At 64.8% G+C, this 19,677-nt stretch carries 14 protein-coding genes; 6 read left to right on the forward strand and 8 right to left on the reverse strand.

Going from position 1 to position 19,677, the window contains the following annotated elements; genetic code table 11:
* Positions 1–85 precede the first annotated feature (85 nt).
* From AC066S_RS19890 to AC066S_RS19900, 3 genes are all read left to right on the forward strand, one after another.
* On the forward strand, positions 86–2,383 hold the full coding sequence (locus tag AC066S_RS19890; protein WP_478270406.1) for a TonB-dependent siderophore receptor: 2,298 nt from the start codon (positions 86–88) through the stop codon (positions 2,381–2,383).
* A gap of 377 nt (positions 2,384–2,760) precedes the next feature.
* Positions 2,761–4,050 (forward strand): siderophore utilization protein FsrB, encoded by a 1,290-nt coding sequence (gene fsrB, locus AC066S_RS19895; protein ID WP_135170665.1) that lies wholly within the window; start codon positions 2,761–2,763, stop codon positions 4,048–4,050.
* Between the two features lie 87 nt (positions 4,051–4,137).
* A complete protein-coding gene (locus AC066S_RS19900; RefSeq protein WP_478270407.1) occupies positions 4,138–4,965 on the forward strand; it encodes a hypothetical protein in 828 nt (275 codons plus the stop codon).
* Positions 4,966–5,029: 64 nt separating this feature from the next.
* On the opposite strand, the gene AC066S_RS19905 is transcribed toward AC066S_RS19900, so the two are convergent.
* Genes AC066S_RS19905 through AC066S_RS19935 form a run of 7 tightly spaced genes read right to left on the reverse strand, consistent with a single transcriptional unit; the run spans position 5,030 to position 13,911 of the window.
* Positions 5,030–6,025: an FAD:protein FMN transferase gene (locus tag AC066S_RS19905; RefSeq protein WP_478270408.1), complete on the reverse strand. Its 996-nt coding sequence runs from the start codon at positions 6,023–6,025 to the stop codon at positions 5,030–5,032.
* Positions 6,022–6,594: a nitrous oxide reductase accessory protein NosL gene (locus AC066S_RS19910; RefSeq protein ID WP_126257674.1), complete on the reverse strand. Its 573-nt coding sequence runs from the start codon at positions 6,592–6,594 to the stop codon at positions 6,022–6,024. The genes AC066S_RS19905 and AC066S_RS19910 overlap by 4 nt, the downstream gene beginning before the upstream one ends.
* Positions 6,591–7,415 (reverse strand): ABC transporter permease subunit, encoded by an 825-nt coding sequence (locus AC066S_RS19915; RefSeq protein ID WP_478270409.1) that lies wholly within the window; start codon positions 7,413–7,415, stop codon positions 6,591–6,593. The genes AC066S_RS19910 and AC066S_RS19915 overlap by 4 nt, the downstream gene beginning before the upstream one ends.
* A complete protein-coding gene (locus tag AC066S_RS19920) occupies positions 7,412–8,332 on the reverse strand; it encodes an ABC transporter ATP-binding protein (RefSeq protein WP_478270410.1) in 921 nt (306 codons plus the stop codon). Before AC066S_RS19920 ends, AC066S_RS19915 begins: the two co-directional genes overlap by 4 nt.
* A complete protein-coding gene (locus AC066S_RS19925; protein ID WP_478270438.1) occupies positions 8,329–9,666 on the reverse strand; it encodes a nitrous oxide reductase family maturation protein NosD in 1,338 nt (445 codons plus the stop codon). The genes AC066S_RS19920 and AC066S_RS19925 overlap by 4 nt, the downstream gene beginning before the upstream one ends.
* A gap of 53 nt (positions 9,667–9,719) precedes the next feature.
* The gene (gene nosZ / locus AC066S_RS19930; protein WP_478270411.1) at positions 9,720–11,666 is read right to left on the reverse strand and encodes a TAT-dependent nitrous-oxide reductase; all 1,947 of its coding nucleotides are present in this window, start codon (positions 11,664–11,666) and stop codon (positions 9,720–9,722) included.
* Between the two features lie 22 nt (positions 11,667–11,688).
* Positions 11,689–13,911 (reverse strand): 4Fe-4S binding protein, encoded by a 2,223-nt coding sequence (locus AC066S_RS19935; RefSeq protein ID WP_478270439.1) that lies wholly within the window; start codon positions 13,909–13,911, stop codon positions 11,689–11,691.
* A gap of 256 nt (positions 13,912–14,167) precedes the next feature.
* Here AC066S_RS19935 and AC066S_RS19940 point away from each other — a divergent pair, with 256 nt between their 5' ends.
* Positions 14,168–15,034 (forward strand): ferritin-like domain-containing protein, encoded by an 867-nt coding sequence (locus AC066S_RS19940; protein ID WP_478270412.1) that lies wholly within the window; start codon positions 14,168–14,170, stop codon positions 15,032–15,034.
* 38 nt (positions 15,035–15,072) lie between these two features.
* On the opposite strand, the gene AC066S_RS19945 is transcribed toward AC066S_RS19940, so the two are convergent.
* Entirely contained in the window at positions 15,073–16,269 is a 1,197-nt protein-coding gene (locus tag AC066S_RS19945) for a M24 family metallopeptidase (RefSeq protein WP_478270413.1), read from the reverse strand.
* Between the two features lie 479 nt (positions 16,270–16,748).
* On the opposite strand from AC066S_RS19945, the gene AC066S_RS19950 reads away from it, so the two are divergent.
* Together AC066S_RS19950 and AC066S_RS19955 are read left to right on the forward strand one after the other, a co-directional pair.
* Positions 16,749–17,768: a TRAP transporter substrate-binding protein gene (locus AC066S_RS19950; RefSeq protein ID WP_126257667.1), complete on the forward strand. Its 1,020-nt coding sequence runs from the start codon at positions 16,749–16,751 to the stop codon at positions 17,766–17,768.
* 15 nt (positions 17,769–17,783) lie between these two features.
* The gene (locus AC066S_RS19955) at positions 17,784–19,673 is read left to right on the forward strand and encodes a TRAP transporter large permease (RefSeq protein WP_478270414.1); all 1,890 of its coding nucleotides are present in this window, start codon (positions 17,784–17,786) and stop codon (positions 19,671–19,673) included.
* The last annotated feature ends 4 nt before the right edge of the window (positions 19,674–19,677 follow it).

Genomic DNA, 19,677 nt, shown 5'->3' on the forward strand with positions numbered 1-19,677 from the left:
TATCGCACTCCGAAACCGCCTGAGCTAGGGCGGGACATCAAGAACGATACCGGCAAAGCCGGCAGTGCGTGGGGCTTCGAAAGACGTGACCGACTTCCAATTTTCTTCGCGTGGCAACACGCGTTCTCGCCGGATCCAGATTCTCTGCCTTGGAGCGGTCAGCACGCTCTGCCTCGTCATTCCCTTCGGTTCCGCACAGGCCCAGACGCAGATTCCGGCTGTTACCGTCGATGCACCGGCTCAGCGCGCCCGTCCTGCGGCGATCGCTTCGTCGCGAAGATCGGCGACGCGGACCTCGCGCGCCAATCGCCGGTCTCCCGCGCAGCAGGCCGCGCCAACCCAGTCGGCATCATCGAACGGTGCTACGGGCGAGCACGCCAACGGCCCGGTGCGCGGTTTCGTTGCCACGCGGAGCGGCACCGCCACCAAGACGGATACGCCGCTGATCGAAACTCCGCAGTCGGTGTCCGTGATCACCACCGACCAGGTCAGGAACCAGGGTGCGGTCTCGATCGGCGAGGCACTGCGCTACACCGCCGGCGTCAGCGGCGACGTCAATGGCGGCTCCGACACCCGCTTCGGCGCGCTCCAGATTCGCGGCTTCGACACGACCATGTCCGGCCTCTACGTCGACGGCCTGCGGATTCCCTCGAGCAACTATGTGCACTTCAACGGCCTCGATCCCTACGGCGCCGAGCGCCTGGAAGTGCTGAAGGGGCCGTCCTCGGCGATGTATGGCGGCAGCGGCACCGGCGGCATCCTCAACTACGTGACCAAGCTGCCGACCGCACAGCAGTTCGGCGAGGTCTCGATCTCCGGCGGCAGCTTCAACCGCTACCAGGGCCAGTTCGACATGGGCGGCCCCGCCAACAAGGAAGGCACCGTGCTGTGGCGCCTGACCGGCGTTGTCCGCGACGGCGAAACTCAGGTCGACTTCACCAAGGACAATCGCGTCTTCATCGCGCCCGCGGTCACGTTCAAGCCGAACGAGGACACGACGATAACACTGCTCGCCAACTATCAGCGCGACCGGGCAGGGTGGGGCCTTCAGTTCCTGCCGGCCTCGGGCACGGTCTGGCCGAACAACGGCCGCACCATCCCGGTCTCGTTCTTCGCGGGCGTGCCGAGCTTCGACGCCTTCAACACCGAGATCGCGACCGCCGGCTATCAGCTGTCGCACAATTTCACCGACAACATCACGTTCCGGCAGAACCTGCGCTACGCCTACCAGCACAACGAGGAGAAGGTCTTCTACGGCGCCGGATACACCGACGAAGCGGCGGGACAGCTCGGGCGGTTCGGCAGCTACAGCAACTCGTATATCAACTCCTTCGCGGTGGACAACCAGCTCCAGGGCAAGTTCGTAACCGGCATTCTCAGCCATAACACCCTGGTCGGGCTCGACTATCGCAACACCACGTTCCGCGACACCGCCTTTGCCGTCACAACGTCGTCGCCGGAGCTCAACGTCTTCAATCCGGTCTACAGCTACGACTGGACCATGGGCGGGATGTACGACAACAAGGGCGTCAAGCAGTCGCAGCTTGGCCTCTACGCGCAGGATCAGATCAAGCTCGGCCGGCTCTCGTTCCTGCTCGCAGGTCGGCAGGACTTCGTGACGACGCAGGTCGATACCAATCTGGCCCCGGCCGATACGTCGGTCACGAAGGATGCCTCGGCCTTCACCGGCCGCGCCGCCGTCATGTACAATTTCGACAACGGCATCGCGCCCTATTTCAGCTATTCGGAATCGTTCCTGCCAGTGCTGGCGACCAATGCCGCGGGACAGATGCTCAATCCCGAGACCGGCGTGCAGTACGAGGTCGGCGTCAAGTACCAGCCGCTCGGCTGGAACGCGCTGTTCACCTTCGCGGCCTTCGACCTGACGCGCGACAACGTCGGCGTCTACGTGCCTACAACCACCTACTACGAACAGATCGGGCAGGTGAAATCGCGCGGCATCGAGCTCGAAGGCTCGATGTCGCTCGCCGACGGCTGGAACTTGCGTGCCGCCTATGCCTATGTCGATGCCGTCGTCACGCAGGATCCGGTCAATGTCGGCAAGGCGCCGATCCCCGTGCCGCTCAACCGCGCTTCGTTGTGGAGCGACTACACGCTCCAGAACGGGCTGCTGGCGGGCTTGCAGTTCGGCGGCGGCATCCGCTATGTCGGCGCGACCTGGGGCGATGAGGCCAACACGTTCAAGGTGGGATCGGCCACGGTGCTGGACGCGCTGCTTGCCTACACCAGGGACAATTGGCGTCTGTCGGTGAACGTCACCAATTTGGCGGATACGCGTTATGTCGCCGCCTGCTACGGCCTGTCGGGCTGCATGTACGCCGAAGGACGGAAAGCCATCGGCAAGCTGACCTACCGCTGGTGAGGTCAGATGCGGATGGTCCGGCGTACGAGCCGGACCATCCGGTGATACACATCGGGCAGAGGGGGCTGGCGGCCCGTGTTGCCACAGAGGCGGCCTGTCCGGCACGGGCGCGAGCCGGGCGATCGCGGCCGACGCTGAATTCTGCCGACTGGCCGTGAGCGATCCAGAAGCGGGCGGCCGATCGCGCCGAACGCCTCGTCGCACGGCTCGTTTTCCAGTCTCGATAGATTCTAATGTTGCCGCTCTCGTACTGAAGCGATCCGTACGTTAGGCGATGGACGCAAGGGCCATCAGCAGGCAGACCGGCTGCCGATGGTTCGAGTGAAGACGGTTCCGGGAATTGGGGGCCCGGTTCCCGGTGGAATGAGATCTGAGCGATGAGAGCGATATTGGGCAGGCTGCATCGGTGGGCGGGACTGCTCACGGCCGGATTCCTGTTCTTCTCCGGCATCACCGGCGCGATCATCTCCTGGGATCACGAGCTCGACGACGTCCTGAACGGCCATTTGTTCGACGTCACCAGCAAGGGCCCGGCGATACCCTCGATCGAGCTCGCCAAGATGATCGAGCAGCGCGATCCCCGCGCGCGCGTCGTCTACCTCTTCATGACGCCGGAGGAGGGCCACTCGCTGTGGTTCTTCGTCATGCCGCGGATCGATCCCTCGACCGGCAAGCGCTACGCGCTCGACTACAATCAGGTCTTTCTCGATCCCAACACCGGCGCGGAGCTTGGCCGGCGCTATTGGGGCGCGGTGTGGCCGGTGACGCGGGAGAATTTCGTCTCCTTCCTCTACAAGCTGCACTATACGATGCACATCCCGGAGTTCTGGGGCAGCGATCGCTGGGGCATGCGCGTGCTCGGCGTGATCGCCATCGTCTGGACCATCGATTGCTTCGTCGGCTTCTACCTGACGCTGCCCTCGCGCAGGCGAGCCAGGGCGGCGCGGGCGCCTAGCGTCGCGCGCCAGCTCGAGCGCGGCTTCTGGGCGCGCTGGGCACCGGCCTGGACCATCAAGACCTCGGGCAGCGCCTACCGGATCAATTTCGACATCCATCGCGCCTTCAGCCTGTGGACCTGGGGCGTGCTCTTCGTCATCGCCTTCACCGCGTTTTCGCTGAACCTCTATTTCGAGGTGTTCTCGCCGCTGATGAAGATGGTGTCGAACTATACGCCGACGCCTTATGAGCAGCGGCCCTATCGCGATCTCGACGATCCGATCGAGCCCAAGGTCAGCTTCGCCGAGATCGCCGCGCGCGCGGCGGCCGACGGCAAGGCGCGAGGCTGGACCATCCCGGTCGGCTCGATCAATTACGGCCCGGCCCACGGCGTCTATGCCGCCGCCTTCTTCCACCCCGGCGACGATCACGGCGCCGGCGGGGTCGGCCCGGCGCAGCTTTATTACGACAGCGAGGACGGCCGCCCGATCGGCGAACGGCTGCCCTGGGTCGGCACCGCCGCCGATATCTTCGTCCAGGCGCAATTCCCGCTGCATTCGGGCCGCATCGTCGGCCTGTTCGGCCGCGTCCTGATCTCGATCATGGGGCTGGTGGTGGCGGCGCTCTCGGTCACCGGCGTCGTGATCTGGTGGCGCAAGCGCCGCGCCCGGGTTCGTGTCCGCGAGACCGCGGCGGTGCGCTTGACCCGGCAGCTGACGCCGGCGGAGTAGGGTGCAACGGCGCGGTCGTTGCGGATGAACCTTCGCGCCTCGCAGCGGCACAAAGATGGAGATCGCCCCCAAGTCCGCGGACATTGAATGAGATTGCCTGCCTTGCTCTGCCTGCTCGTCCTGGCCACGCCCGCTGATGCGGCGACGCCCGAGCAGCACTATCTCGGCCTGCGCGATCGCTACATCGCAAAATTCTCGAAGGCCAAGGAGAGCGACGAGATCTACAAGCAGCACGATGCCGCTCTGAAAGAGCTCGCAGGCGTGCTGCGCGGCCTGGTGGGACCGGTCACGATCAAGGGACTTGCCGCGGACGGCAAGTCGAACGTCGACACGCTGTTCCGGAGCGACGTCGGCTTCGGTCATCTCGACGGGCTCAGTTTCGCGACCGAAGACTACAAAACGCAGGCCGTGGTGACGACCACCACGCTGCTGACCCATTGGCTGCGCGAGCACCGCGACGACGGCATGCCGCAGGAAACGGGCGCGGCGTTCAGGTCGGATCGCTTTTATTACCACGCCATCCAGGACGCGGCATTCGCCAAATATGCCGAGCTGCCGATTGCCAAGCCCGCATCCGCGAGTGCTGCGTTCGCCGTGCTCGGCCTGCGCGGCAATGGCGGCCTGAAGGGTCCGCCGGATGAAATCGACGTCGTCGCGATAAGAGGCGACAGGGTGTACTTCATCGCCACAAGGGACGCCGTGAAGACGGCGGAGATCCCGGCCTGCGAGCGCGTGTGGAAGCAGATGATGGCGAAGCCCGTCAACAAGAAGGATCCGCGCGGCGACATGGCCAGGGAAGACCAGGCGATGGACGCCTACACCAGATGCTTCGCCAAGGAAGCGCCGAGCCAGAACTGGTACGCGGCGGCGGTCAAGAAGGCACAGAGCCAACTGGATCTGCTGCCGTTGCGCTAAAGCATGATCCGGAAAAGTGCGCAGCGGTTTTCCGAAATGATCATGCGCAAACAACAACCGCACCTTACGCCGACAATTCGACCGCCTTGCCGGCGTCATCGATCAGGTGCACGCGGTCGATATCGGCGCGCGGCAGCAACGATTGAATCTCGTTTGCCGGCATCAGGCTGAACGCCGTCGAAAATGCATCCGCGGCGGTCGCGCTGCGGGAAACCGTCGTCACGCTGCGATAGCGGCGCGCACAGCCACCCGATTTGGGATCGAACAAATGGTTGAAGCGCGCGCCGACATCGAACTGGCAGCCGTAGCCGCCCGAGGTGGAGACGGCGCGATCGACGATCGGCAGCACGGTTTTCGTCTGGCCGACAACGTCCGGATCGGCGATGCCGACCTCCCAGGGGCGTCCGTCCGGACGTGAGCCGATCGCCCGGGCTTCACCCATGTCGACCAGGCTGTGAGAGACGCCGTGCGTCCGGAGTAGGTCCACCACCTTGTCCGTGACGTAGCCTTGCGCGATCCCGTTCAGGGTCACGGCCATGCCCCTGGGCATCACGATCCGGTCGCGGCTGACCGACAGCCGATGGCTGCCGACCCGCGCCAGCGCGGCCGCGATCGCGGCCGGCGGAGGACCAGCGGGATCGGCGTCGTCTCGCGCGAAATGGCCGGCATAGAGCTCCCACAGCGGCTGCACCGTGACGTCGAACAGGCCGCCCGTCAGCGTGGCGTAGCGCTGCGAGGTAGATAGCAGATCGACCATCTCGGCGGCGGGATCGATCAGGATACCGGTCCGGTTCAGCGCGACCAGGGCGGAATCCTCAAGGTAAAGGCTGAACAGCCGCTCGAGCCGCCGCGCCTCGGCGCAGGCCAGCACGATCAGTCGTTCCGCCCGGCTGCGATCTTCGTCGTGGATCTCCATCGTCGCGACCGCGCCCAGCATCGTGCCGCGCCAGGTCACCGGCGCGACCTCTGCACGAACGAGATGTCCCGGGGCCAGCGCGCCGAGGCCCGCTGTCGCCGCGCTGATCCGGATGAAGCGTCGGCGCGTCAGGGTGCGCGTCATGGCGTCCTCCTCGGTCGTTCGCCTGGCGAGCCCTCGGCCGCTTCGTCGGCCGCGGCGGCGCCGGTGGCATTCGCCGACGCCAGGACGTAGTCCCGCGGCACCTCGTCGAAGCCGACGATCCTGCCGCCGTTTTCACCGGCGAACTTTTCCGCCGCCGCCCGGTCCGAAAACGGAACGGCCTCGTCGCCGCCCATGCCGCTCCTGACCCGGCTTTCGATCACGAACAGCGCCTTGCGCGCCTCGATCCAATTGTCGGCGCCGGGCTTGTCCCAGCCCGACGCCTTGCCCATGTCGGACACGTAGATCGCCAAAATGTCCTTCGGCTCGTCCGGCAACATGGTGAAGGCGATGGTGTCGCGCACCGACGAGAACCACACGGGCGCGATCAGGCTCGCGGCGAAGATGTGGCCCTTCGGGCCCGGATGCTCGAGCACGTTCATGCCGCAGTAATGGCCGATGTCTTCCGCCGTCATCCGATGCGGCGGCGGGACCTTCGCCACCTGCTTGTCGTTGCAGCCGGCGAGCGCCAGCGGCACGAGCAGGGCGAGAAGCAACGTTCGGCGCTTCATAGCTCCCTCCGCGAGAAGGCGAGCGCGGCCAGCCCCAGCGGCAGCAGCGTCCAGCCGAGCAGGGCGGTCAGCAGGACCGGTATCGTCAGGGACGTGGTTTGGGCAAGACCGGCCATGCCGGCGAAGGTGCTGACATTGGCGAAGCCGGTGAGGTTGATCAGCCGGTAGGCGTCGGTCGGGTTCGCCAGCAGCATGGCGTTGAGCGCGGCCGCCGAGATGCTGCGTCCCTGATCGAGCGCAAGCACGCCCAGCAGCGCCATGTCGTAGATCAGCACCAGCAGCAGCCACAATCCGATGCAGATTCCGGCCGCCGTTCCGCGGTCGCGCACGAGCGCGCTGACCAGATATCCGATGGCGACGAAAGCTGCGCCGAGCAGCACCGAGGAACCCACCATGGCCGCGAAGGCCAGGAAACTATCGCTATCGATCTGGCTGCCAGTCGCCGCCAGCGCCCCGACCGCCGCGCCGTAACCGAGGCAGGTCGCAAAGGCGAGCACGGCGAGGTGGCCCAGGAACTTGCCGAGCAGCACCTGCCATCGCGCCACCGGATAGCTCAGCAGCAACAGCATCGTCCCCCGTTCCATCTCGCCGACGATGGCATCGTGGGAGATCAGAAGCGCGATCGGAACGAGAAAGATGGTCAGGCTCGACAGGCTGACGACGACCACGTCCAGCGTGCGGACGCCCACGTTCCCGGTTGGCGCGCTGCCGAGAAAAGTCAGCGACAGCGCAAGCCCGGCGAGCAGGAGCGTTGCGGCAAGCACCCAGCGATTGCGGATGGCCTGGTGGATTTCCTTGGCGGCGATGATCAGGACGTTCATGGCGCCCGCTCCGATTGCCGAAGAAAGTGAGCGTAGAGCTCGTCGAGGGTCGGCGGGACCACGTCGACATCCTCCACGGCATTGCCTGCGGCCGTGGCGCGGTGCAGCAGCTCGATCTTCCGCTCCGGGGCGGCGTCGATCTCGACGACGTGGCCGTTCAAGCGGCGGCAGGTCGCATCCTGCGGCGCCCAGCCCGGGATCTCGCTCGGGGCCAGGCCTGCGACCTTGAGACGGATCCTGGTGGGCAGCCGGGCGAGACGACGCAGCTCGTCGATCGATCCGTCCGCGACCTTGATGCCGCGGTTCATGATGATGACCCGGCCGGCGCGCTCTTCGAGCTCGGTGAGCGCATGCGACGACAGCAGCACCGTTGTGCCGCCGGCGGCGAGCCGTGCGATGATGTCATAGAACGTCTGCCGCAACTCCGGATCAAGGCCGGTGGTCGGCTCGTCCAGCAGCAGCACGCGCGGCGCCCCAAGCAGCGCCTGCGCGAGGCCCAGCCGTTGGCGCATGCCCTTCGAATAGGTGCTCACCCGGCGGCGGCTGGCGGCGCCGAGCCCGACGGTGTCGAGCAGACCGAGCGCCTTGGCCACGGGCTCCCGCTTCAGCCGGGCGTAGAAGGCCTGCGTCTCGCGGCCGGTGAGGGCAGGGTCGAAGGAGACGTTTTCGGGCAGATAGCCGAGCTGGCGCCGGCCGGCGAATTCGCCGGCGGCCGGATTGTCTCCGAGCACCGCGATGGCGCCGCTGGTTGGCCGGATCAACCCCAGCATGAGCTTCAACAGCGTGGTCTTGCCGGCGCCGTTGTGACCGATCAAGGCGACCAGCTCGCCTTCTCCAAGCGAGAACGAGGCATCGCGCACGGCCTCGACCCGGCCATACCTCTTGGTGACGTCGCTGACGCGTACCGTGCTGGTCATCGCGTCTCCTTCGGCGTGCTCTGCGGCGGCGATACCAGCGGATGGCTGTCGACCACGCCGCCGGGCAGCAACGCCGGAAACTGCGCCTGCGCCCAGCGGATCACCTGAACGGCGGGGCTGTTGATCAGGACCTTCGCAGCCGGCGCCGTCCACAGCACGCGGTCGATGAGGTCGTTCGGCCGATATGCCGTGTCGGCTATGCCGTCCCCGTTGAGGTCGAATGCCGGATTATCGCTCCAGTAATTGCCGCGCCCGCCGGTCGACCAGTCGAGGTGCCGGGTGCCGACATATTTCACCTGGTTGGCGTTGCTGACGAAGGCATTGCCGGTGATCTCGTTGCCTTCGGAGCCGGCCGTGAAGTGCACGCCGATGGCGCAACGCTCGAACCAGTTGTTGCGGAATTTGTTGTGATTGGTGTTGTAGATGAACACGCATTTCTCCGGGCCGCTCTTCAGGGTGCTTTCCCGTGTCGGCTGCGGAAGCATGCCTCGCTCGTCGTTGGGACCGTCGTCCGCCCTGTCCACCATCGTGTCCAACGGGCCACCAATCACCCGATTGCCGTCGATTTCCGCATAGTTTGCATAGTTGAACAGAAGCCCGTGATCGCGGTCGTGATCGGAGATGTTGCCGCGGATCACCAGCCGGTTCGAATACATGATGGCGTAACCGACATGGTTGCCGATCGAAACGTTGCCGCTCACTTCGCTGTCGTTGGTGTACATGTAATGGATCGCGAAGCGGACCTGCTCGAAGCGGTTTCCGACGAAGCGGTCCTTTCGGCTTGAAATGGTGAAGATGCCGTCGCGGCCGTAGCGGAACTTGTTGTTGGCGATGGTGACGTCGGGCGCATTCCACAGCGAGACGCCGTTCCCGGCCTCGCTGAGCCGCCCGCCACGCAGTCCATCGATCTCGTTGCCGGCGACGCGCGAGCCCTGGGCGCCATGCACATAGACGCCGAACAGGTTGCCCACCAGCCGATTGTCCTCGATGGTCGCGCGTTCGGCCGTCTTCTGCAGAAATATCCCGGAATTCATCGTCTGCAGGTCGCGCCCGGACGCCCGGATGGTCAGACCGCGGACGGTGACATCGGGGGCGCTGACCGTGATGACGTTGCCCGAGCCGTCGCCGTCGAGCACCGCCTCGCGACTCCCGACCAGCTGCAGGGGACGCTCGATCCGGATCGAACCGTGGTATTCGCCAGGCGCAAGCTCGATGACGTCGCCGGCGCGCGCGCCATCCAGCACTGCTTGCAGCGACTGGCCGGGCGCAGCCGTCAACGTCTCCGCACTGGCGAAGCCGGACAATCCGGCGGCGACCAGCGCCGCCGGAAACATGCGCAACAATGGACCCACGAGGTCGCTCCGATCAGATCGACTTCAGACCGACTTCAAACCGACTTGGGCTCGACGAACATCCGGCCCTTCATCTCCATGTGCATGGCGTGGCAGAACCAGGAGCAATAGTACCAATAGACGCCTGGCTTGTCGGCGGTGAAGGTCACCGACGAGGTGGCCATCGGCCCGATCTCCATGTTGATGCCGTAGTTGACGATGCAGAAGCCGTGCGTGAGGTCTTCGACCGCGTCGATATTGGTGATGAAGACGGTGACCTCCTCGCCCTGCTTGACCTGGAACTGCTCGAGGCCGAAGGCGGGGGCGGTGGACGTCATGTAGACGCGCACCTTGTTGCCGTCGCGAATGAGCTTCGAATCCGCCTCGAGGTTGATGCCGTCGGCCTTGGCCTGCTTGACCGCATCGGCAAATATCGGATCCGCGCGGTCATAGATCGAGATCGGGTTGATCTTGGAGCGGTGGACGATGGTGGCGTCATGCGGCTCGGCGAAGCTCGGGCCGTCATGCACCAGCTTCATCTGATCGCCTGAGATATCGATCAGCTGATCGTTCTCCGGCTTGAGCGGCCCGACGTTCAGGAAGCGATCCTTCGAGAACTTGTTCAGCGAGATGAGCCACTTTCCATCGGCCTCCTTGGTCTGCCCCATCGAGGTATGGTTGTGACCGGGCTGATAGTGCACGTCGAGCTTCTGGAGGATGGGATTGACCTTCTCACCCTTGAAGGCCCGCTTGGCGAGGTCGATGCTCCACTTGCAGACCTGGCTGTCGAGGAACAGCGTGGTGTAGGCGTTGCCCTTGCCGTCATAGGCGGTGTGCAACGGGCCGAGGCCAAGTTCGGGCTCGGCGACGACGACGTCGCGGGGCTTGATCTTGTCGTCGAACAGATCGTCGAATTTGCGCACGTCCATCACGGTCACGGTCGGCGAGAGCTTTCCGGCCGCCACGATGTGGATGCCGTCGGGAGCCGTGTTCATGCCGTGCGGATTGTTCGAGACCGGAATGTAGCGGGTGTAGGCCGAGCCTTTGCGGCCGTCGATGACGGGCACGCCGTTCATTTCCTTGAAGTCGCCCTTCTTCAGGGCTTCCTCGATCCGCTTGATGTTGAAGATGACCACCCAGTCCTGTTCGCTGGCGGTCATTTCCGCGAGGGTGACGCCTTCCTCGCCGTTGTAGCAGGTCGCGAAGCAGTACTTGCCCTGGTAGTCGGCATCGACGTTGTCGAGGTTGCCGCTGACGATCACCTGCCAGGCCACCTTCATCGTGTCGCCGTCGATCGCGGTGAAAATGGAGCGATATTGCTTGGGATCGTCGAGGATCTTGCCGTCGTTGGGCAGCGGCACGCCATCCTCGCCGTTGGCGAAGACATAGCCCGTGCGCGGATATTTCTGCAGGCGCAGGCCGTGGACGGTGTGCTGGTTCGGCAGCTCGATGATCTTGTCGCATTTCATGATGTCGAGCCGGACGCGCGCGACGCGGCTGTTGGCCTTGTCGTTCATGAAGGCATAGCGACCGTCATAGGTGCCGTCCGTGAACGAAACGTGGGGGTGGTGGAGATCGCCGTTCAGGAACGTGCCGCCGCGGTTCTTGAGGAACTCGCGGGTCGCCGGCTGCATCCCTTCGGTCAGAACCTTGAGGCTCTCGTTGGTCTGGCCCCAGCCGGTGGCGCTGCAACGGTTGAACACCGGCACGCGCATCAATTCGCGCATCGAGGGAAGGCCGATGATGCGCATCTCGCCGGACTGGCCGCTGGAGAAGAACACGTAATATTCGTCGAGCTCTCCCGGCGCGACCTCGGTCTTCTGCACGGCTGGCCGGGCCGCGGGCGCTTTCGGCGCAGTATTCTTGGTCTGCGCGTCCGCGGACGAGACGAAGCCGCCGTCCTTCATCGCAACTCCGCCGGCAAGGCCCACGCCCGCTGCGGCCGCCGTCGTTCCCAGCACTGTTCGTCGGCTGACGCCCTTTGCCTGCTCGTTCTCGCTCATGATAGCCTCCTCGGCTTTCGGTTCAGTTTGGTGGTGGAGAGATGACTGCCGACGCACCGACAGGTTTGCCGCCGGCGGTGATGACGGTCGCGGGACCCTTGCCGCTCGAACGCATCGAGGGCGAGGACATGGCCGCGAACTTCTCGCGCTTGAGCCGCACCTGGATCATGTGCGGGCAGCGGTGGTCGTCGTAATAGAGTTCCTGGCAGTGCATGCAGTAGATGCACTCATTGACGTTGATGTGCCCCTCGGGATGGATCGACTGCACCGGGCATTCCTTGGCGCAGCGTTGGCAGGGAGATCCGCATTCTTCCCAGCGCCGCAGCCATTCGAACGTCCTCATGCGGCCGGGAATGGCAAGCGCCGCGCCGAGCGGGCACAGATAGCGACAGAAGAAGCGCTCGATGAAGAGGCCGATGACGAGCAGGGCGACGGCGTAGGCGACGAACGGCCAGCTGCGCGAAAACTTCAGGATGATCGCCGTCTTGAACGGTTCGACCTCGGCAAATCGCTCGGCCATCTCGACGGAGTAGAGCGACAGCCCAAACAGCCCGAGGAAGATGATGTATTTGATCGGCCACAGCCGCTCGTGCAGTCCCCACGGCACGGTGATCTGCGGCACCTTCAGCCATTTCGCGGCCGTATTGGTGAGCTCCTGGAGCGCGCCGAAGGGACACAGCCAGCCGCAGAACGGGCCGCGGCCCCAGAACAGAAGCCCGCCGGCGGTGGCGGCCCACAGAATGAAGATCAGGGGAGCGGCGAGGAAGAACTCCCAGCGGAAGCCCGTCACCAGCGCATTGATGAAGGTGACGACGTTGACGACGGAGAGCTGCGCGTTGGCGTACCAGCCAAGCCAGACCAGAACGACGGCGAGATAGCCTCGTCGCACCCATGTGTACAACACCGGGCGGGCCACCAGCAGGTTCTGGAAGAAGAAGATGCCGGTGAGGGCGGCCAGCATGAATGCGGTGAAGCCGATCGAGACCGTGCTCGATCGCCAGATCCGCATCCAGAGCGGCTCGTCTGCCTCCGTGGCCGGTGCGGCCGCAGCACCTGCTTGCGAGGCCGGAGGCGCCGCACTCTCCGGCACCGTCACCGCGCGCTGCTCGCGGCGTATGTAGCTGTCGGGCAGGGCGTAGCCGAGGTCGAAAGTCAGGAATGCCTTGTCGCGGCCGCCGAGGCTCCGCTGCACCAGCAGCTGAACCTGCCACGGCTGCGTCGGATCAAGGGTGAACTCGGGAGGGGTGACGAACAGGCCGATTTCCCTGAACTCGGGCGCGCCGGCCGCGTCCAGTGCACCGAGGCGTGTATGGTTGCGGTCGCGGAACCGGGTGCTGTTGCCTTCCTGCAGGATCTCGATGCGGTCGAAGATGCCGCCGCGGACATAGGCCGAACCCTTGAAAGAGTAGGGACCGTTGCCGGCGACGATGATCGCCTGCTGCCCGGGCTTCAGGCCATCCTTCAATCGTCGATAGCCGTCTTCGCCGAGCAGGCTGCGGCCGATCGTGGGCGCACTCACGAGCGCGACGTAGAGGTCGATGAAGGTGTCGCTGGCCTCGCCCGGCTCGGGGTACTGGATCGCCGCCGCGCTGCCGGACTTTGCGAAGGCATCGTTGATGTCGCCGATGCTGAGATGAAGCCGGCGTATCGATCCATCGCCGACGAGGCTCTCCCAGTCGCGGACTTCACTTTGTTCGAGATCGAGCGTCTTGATGACGGGGGGCAGGGCTGTCGCAGCCGCAGCGCCGTCGCCGCCGCCGACGCGACCGCTCCGGATGAGCTTAGTCGCCGCGCGGACGACACTGTCGCCCATCACCAGCACGGTGACGGTTGCACCGCTCACGATATCGACCTGCGGCGGCCTCTCGGCCCCACTTGCGACAGGCTTCATGTCCTTGCCGATCAGGCCATTCACGGCCGCGACGATGCGCGCTTCCGGAATGCCGATCAGCACGATCGGCTCCTTGTGATCGACCAGCTTGATGCCGGTGATGACACCCGTCGGGTCGATCCCGGCCAGCAGGTGAATCGGCTTGCCGGAATAACCGACAGAGTTCGCGAAATCGGAGTTGAGGAAGACAAACCCCTGCAGCTGGTCGCCGCGGTACACCGGCGCGATCGGCGGATCGCCTTGCGGGGGGCCGAAGCGATCCGCTCCCGGGAAAAAATCCGCAGGCGCAAGCTTCGGCAGGTATGTCGGCAAATCACCGGCGGCGCAGGCAGGCGAAATATAAGTCAGACACATCAGCAGCAAGCCGGCGAGCGCTAACGCTGCAAGATTCGCGAAGGCGATCTCGTTACCCGGTCGCTTCGACATGTCGATTCAAATGCCATCTGCGCGACCACCCGGATCGCGCATGCCTTGTGATTCTTCTTCGATGATTTGTCGCCGCTGACGTGCCACACTCATCGCGCACGTCGACCTCTGTCAAGCCGAACCAAGATATTTGTATTTTTGTCCATGCGGAACCAATCATCCGTTTGCAGCGGGAACCCTCGCCATGCCGCTTTTGCGCACTTCATTGCTCAGCGCTGAGCCCTCCGGTGTATTGGAGTCTCTCGACGAGCTCTTTGCGCTAGCGCATGCAATGGAGCAGGAGGCCGCCGACAAGTACGATTCTCTTGCCAAAGAGATGCGCGTGCAGGGCAAGGATGATCTGGCAGAGGTGTTCACACATCTCGCCGCCGCCGAGCGCGAGCACGTGGACAGTGTGACGCAGTGGTCGCAATCGCGCCGCGGCAAACGCCCGGATCCCGCTATGGTGCGCTGGGAGGCGCCGGAAGCGCTCGCCCCGGAAGCTGCCGCCGAGGTGAAGACGTCACGGTTGATGACGCCGTACCGCGCGCTCGCCATCGCAGTGCGCAACGAGGAGCGCGCCTTCGCCTTCTGGTCCTATCTGGCGGCCTACTCGCATGACCCCGAGGTCAAGAAGGCGTCCGAAGCAATGGCCAAGGAGGAACTCGGCCATGTCGCCACGCTGCGGAAGGAGCGGCGGCGCGCCTATCATCACGAGCACGAACGGAGCAATCCCGAGACGGCGTTGCCTCAAATCGACGCGCCGCGGCTCGAACGTCGCCTGGTTGCGCAACTCGGCGATATGGAACAACGCCTGAGCGGGCCGGCGGCGGTCCGGATCCGGGACCTTCGCCAACAGACGGTCGAGATGGCCGACGCCGCCGCGGGGGTCGGGAGCTTTCCGGCGTCGATGGAACGCAAAGGCCCATTGGAGATCGCCGAAGCGCTCGTCGACGGCTACCTCGATGGCGCCGAGCGGTCGAACGACGCGGTCCATCTCGAAAGCCTGCAGCAGCTTGCCGAGCGCGCGATCTCAAGACTGGCCTGGCTGCGATCCCTTGCGATGGATTAGAGGCAGCCCGCCGCTCACGGCGGGTTTAGCTGCGCCGTTTAGGCGGCGGCGTTCTGGCCCAAATTCCACCCGCGTCCACCTTCGCCGAAAATCTGGTAGCCGCTATCCGTCACGGCAACCGTATCCTCGAGCTTGATGAAGCCGCGCTTTGGATGCTTCATCGTGGTCTCGATTGAGATCACCATGCCGGCTTCGAGAGGGCGGCGGGCGTCGCTGTCGTCATAGGGAACCGAACCCGTTGCGGTCAGGCGAGGGGCCTCGTGGCTGACGAGGCCCATGCCGTGGGCGAGGAAATCCGTGCAGTCGCGTTGGGTGATCTGCGCAAGCTGGCGCTCCGCCGCAACATAGATGTCGCCGCCCATCGCGCCCGGCCTGACCGCAGCAAAGGCGGCTTGCTGGACCGCCTCGATCTCGGCCAGATAGTCCTTCAACTCGGCATCCGGCTCGCCCAGAACCGCCATGCGCGCGACGTCGCCGATATAGCCGCGATAATTGCCACCGGAATCCAGCGACAACACCTCGCCATGCTCCCAGCGCTGCGATGACGGGGCCCGATTATGGCTGCTGCCGCAGGCCAGCAGGCAATACTCGAAGGTTAGGCCGCGGTTGGCTTCCGCAAGGCGCAACGCATCCGACAATTGCTGTTTGGTCGTACCCCGACCGTGACCACGGATCACTGCCAACATGGATGCAATGACGAGCTCGGACGCCGTCTTCAACTTCGCCAATTCCTCCGCCGATTTGACTGCTCGCAGCCGCTCCAGCACCAACACCGCGTCCTTGAGCGCGGCGCCGGGCAGGGCGTCGGCCAGCACCTTTCCTGCATCCATCGGCATGAACGGCATCTCGACCCCGACCCGCTTCGAGGGCACGCCCGCCTGACGGATCAGCTCTGCGGCGCGCTGGACGGCGTCCATTGAGCCATTCGATTCGGTCCGGACCAGCGGCACCCAGAGCGGCGCGACGGCGCGCTGGTGGGTTTCCAGCCGGTGCCCGACATAGATCGACTTCTCCGGAGCGCCCTTGGCATAGACCAGCACCGGCAGATAGCGGCTGACGCCCAAGGCATCCATGTAGTCGAAGAAGATCGCCCGTTCGGCTCCCAGCAAGTATTGCACGTTGTGCTTGGAAGTCGCGATCATAACGTCGAGGCCAGCCGCCTCCATGAGACGGTCGAGCTTGGCGGTGTCGAACGGAATGGCGCGCGAGCCGGCACGAGCAACAGTTTCCTGCATGACGGACCCTCCGGGTCGCCGCTGATCTGATCTTTCTTGGACTCCTGTCCGCGACCTCCGAGTTAACCGCCAGATGGTCGGTTGGCTCCAGATGTGGGCTGAAGGAGGGTTCCTAATGGCTCAAGCAGCCGGCCGGCCGATCCACCTCACGCCCAATCCGTAATTCGCATAAGGTATATTATGGAATATATTTATCTACAATCAGATCAGTTATTTAGACGCTATTCCTGCCATTACGCCTTCACTGCCGCCGGCTTTCGGTCCGGGTCTCGAAGCCTGGTCCCGGTCTTCGGCGGCTACTGTGCATGGGGTTGTTTTTCAGATTTTGAATCGGCTCGATCTCTGCGAAGCCGATATTGCCGTGACCTTGGCCGGCTGCAATAAGCAGGACCTCGCGAGATCGCAGATGACCTTCTGGCCTTCCGTCCGTATAGGTTTGCGTCTCAGAACAACAACAAACCTTCCGAGGAAGCAGACTCATGAGTTTTTCCCGACGCACGCTTCTCAAGGCCTCCGCCGCGACCGCGGTCCTCGGCGGCCTCAGTGCGCCCCATGTGGCCCGCGCCCAGAGCGCCGAGTTCACCTACAAATACGCCAATAACCTGCCCGACACCCATCCGCTGAACGTCCGCGCCAAGGAGATGGCCGCGGCGATCAAGAGCGAGACCAACGGCAAGTTCGACCTCCAGATCTTCCCGAACAACCAGCTCGGCTCGGATACCGACATGCTGAGCCAGATCCGCTCCGGCGGCGTCGAGTTCTTCACGCTGTCGGGCCTGATTCTGTCGACCCTGGTGCCGGCCGCGTCCATCAACGGCATCGGCTTCGCGTTCCCGGACTACGATACGGTCTGGAAGGCCATGGACGGCGACCTCGGCGGCTTCGTCCGCGGCGAGATCAAGAAGGCCGGCCTCGAGGTCATGGACAAGATCTGGGACAACGGCTTCCGCCAGACCACGTCGTCGACCAAGCCGATCACCGGTCCTGACGACCTCAAGGGCTTCAAGATCCGCGTGCCGGTGTCGCCGCTGTGGACCTCGATGTTCAAGGCGTTCGACGCTGCGCCCGCCTCGATCAATTTCAGCGAGGTCTATTCGGCGCTGCAGACCAAGATCGTCGAAGGCCAGGAGAACCCGCTGGCGATCATCTCGACCGCCAAGCTCTACGAGGTGCAGAAGTACTGCTCGCTGACCAACCACATGTGGGACGGCTTCTGGTTCCTGGCCAACCGCAGAGCCTGGGAAAAGCTGCCGCAGGACGTGCGCACAATCGTCGCCAAGAACATCAACGCCGCCGCGGTCAACGAGCGCGCCGATACCGCCAAGCTCAATGCCAACCTGCAGCAGGAACTCGCGACCAAGGGCCTGACCTTCAATCAGCCGGCGGTGGCGCCTTTCCGCGACAAGCTGCGGTCCGCCGGCTTCTATGCCGAGTGGAAGGGCAAGTATGGCGATCAGGCCTGGGATCTCCTGGAAAAGGCCGTCGGCAAGCTGTCGTAACGCGTTGGGGCCATCATGGCTCGTGTCGAGGTCGAGATGACCGCAGTGGCGGGCGAGGCGGCGTTTCAGCCCCCTCGCCGACCATCGTTGCTGGCTTCGCTCGAGCGGCTGCTCGGTCTCGTCGTCGAAGTCCCGGCCGCGATCCTGGTCGTCGCCGAGATCGTGATCCTGTTTGCCGGCGTAGTCGCGCGCTACGGCCTGCACCGGCCGCTGATCTGGTCGGACGAGCTCGCCTCGATCCTGTTCCTGTGGCTCGCCATGCTCGGTGCGGCGGTTGCGTTCCGCCGCTCCGAGCACATGCGCATGACCGCGGTCGTCGCCAGCGCGCGGCCGGCCATGCGGGCCTATCTCGATCTGGTCGCGACCTCAGCGGCCCTGGCGTTCCTGCTCCTGATCGTCTGGCCCGCCTGCGACTACGCCTATGAGGAAAGCTACATCACGACGCCGGCGCTCCAGATCTCCAATATGTGGCGCGCCGCGGCGCTGCCGGCCGGCATTGGCCTGATGGCGGCCTTTGCCATGCTGCGGCTGCTGCGCGCGGCCGATTGGCGGATGGTCGCGGCGGCCGTCGCCACCGTTGCCGCCATAATCGGCCTGTTCTGGCTGGCGGAGCCGCTCCTGCGACAGCTCGGCAATCTCAACCTCGTCATCTTCTTCGTCGGAGTTGCCGGCTTTTGCGTCTTTGCCGGTGTTCCCATTGCGTTCGGCTTTGGCCTGGCGATCTTTGGCTATCTCGCGCTCGCCACGCGCACGCCGGTCATGGTGCTGGTCGGGCGGATGGACGAGGGCATGAGCCACCTCATCCTGCTCTCGGTGCCGCTGTTCGTCTTCCTGGGGCTGCTGATCGAGATGACCGGCATGGCGCGGGCCATGGTGGCGTTCCTGGCGAGCCTGCTCGGCCATATCAGGGGCGGCCTGCACTATGTGCTGGTCGGCGCCATGTACCTGGTCTCGGGCATATCAGGCGCCAAGGCCGCCGACATGGCCGCCGTTGCGCCCGTGCTGTTTCCCGAGATGAAAGAGCGCGGCGCCAAGCCCGGCGATCTCGTCGCGCTGCTGGCGGCGACCGGCGCCCAGACCGAGACCATTCCGCCGAGCCTCGTGCTGATCACGATCGGCTCGGTCACCGGCGTGTCGATCGCCGCCCTCTTCACCGGCGGCCTCCTGCCCGGCGTCGTGCTCGCCATCACGCTCTGCATGCTGGTGTGGTGGCGCTACCGCCACGAGGACATGAGCCACGTCCGCCGCGCCACGGGTGGCGAGATCGGCAGAACCTTCGTCGTCGCCCTGCCCGCGCTCGCACTGCCCTTCGTGATCCGCTATGCCGTGGTCGAGGGCATCGCCACGGCCACCGAAGTCTCCACCATCGGCATCGTCTATGGCGCCCTCGTCGGGCTGCTCGTCTACCGCCGGTTCGACTGGCGGCGGCTGCTTCCGATGCTGATCGAGACGGCGTCGCTGTCAGGTGCGATCCTGCTGATCATCGGCACGGCGACCGGCATGGCCTGGGGCCTCACCCAATCCGGGTTCTCGCGCTCGCTGGCCGCGGCCATGACCGGATTGCCCGGGGGAGCTGCGACCTTCATCGCCGTCTCGATCCTGGCCTTCACCATCCTCGGCAGCGTGCTGGAGGGCATCCCGGCGATCGTGCTGTTCGGACCGCTGCTGTTTCCGATCGCCCGGGCCGTCGGCGTGCACGAGGTGCACTACGCCATGGTGATCATCCTCGCCATGGGCATCGGACTATTCGCGCCGCCGTTCGGCGTCGGCTATTATGCCGCCTGCGCCATCGGACGCGTCGACCCGGCCGAGGGTATCCGGCCGATCTGGGGCTATCTGGCGGCGCTGCTGGCGGGATTGATCATCGTCGCGATCTTCCCCTGGATCTCGATCGGTTTCCTTTGAGGCG

This window comes from Bradyrhizobium sp. CFUWI (assembly GCF_056429085.1).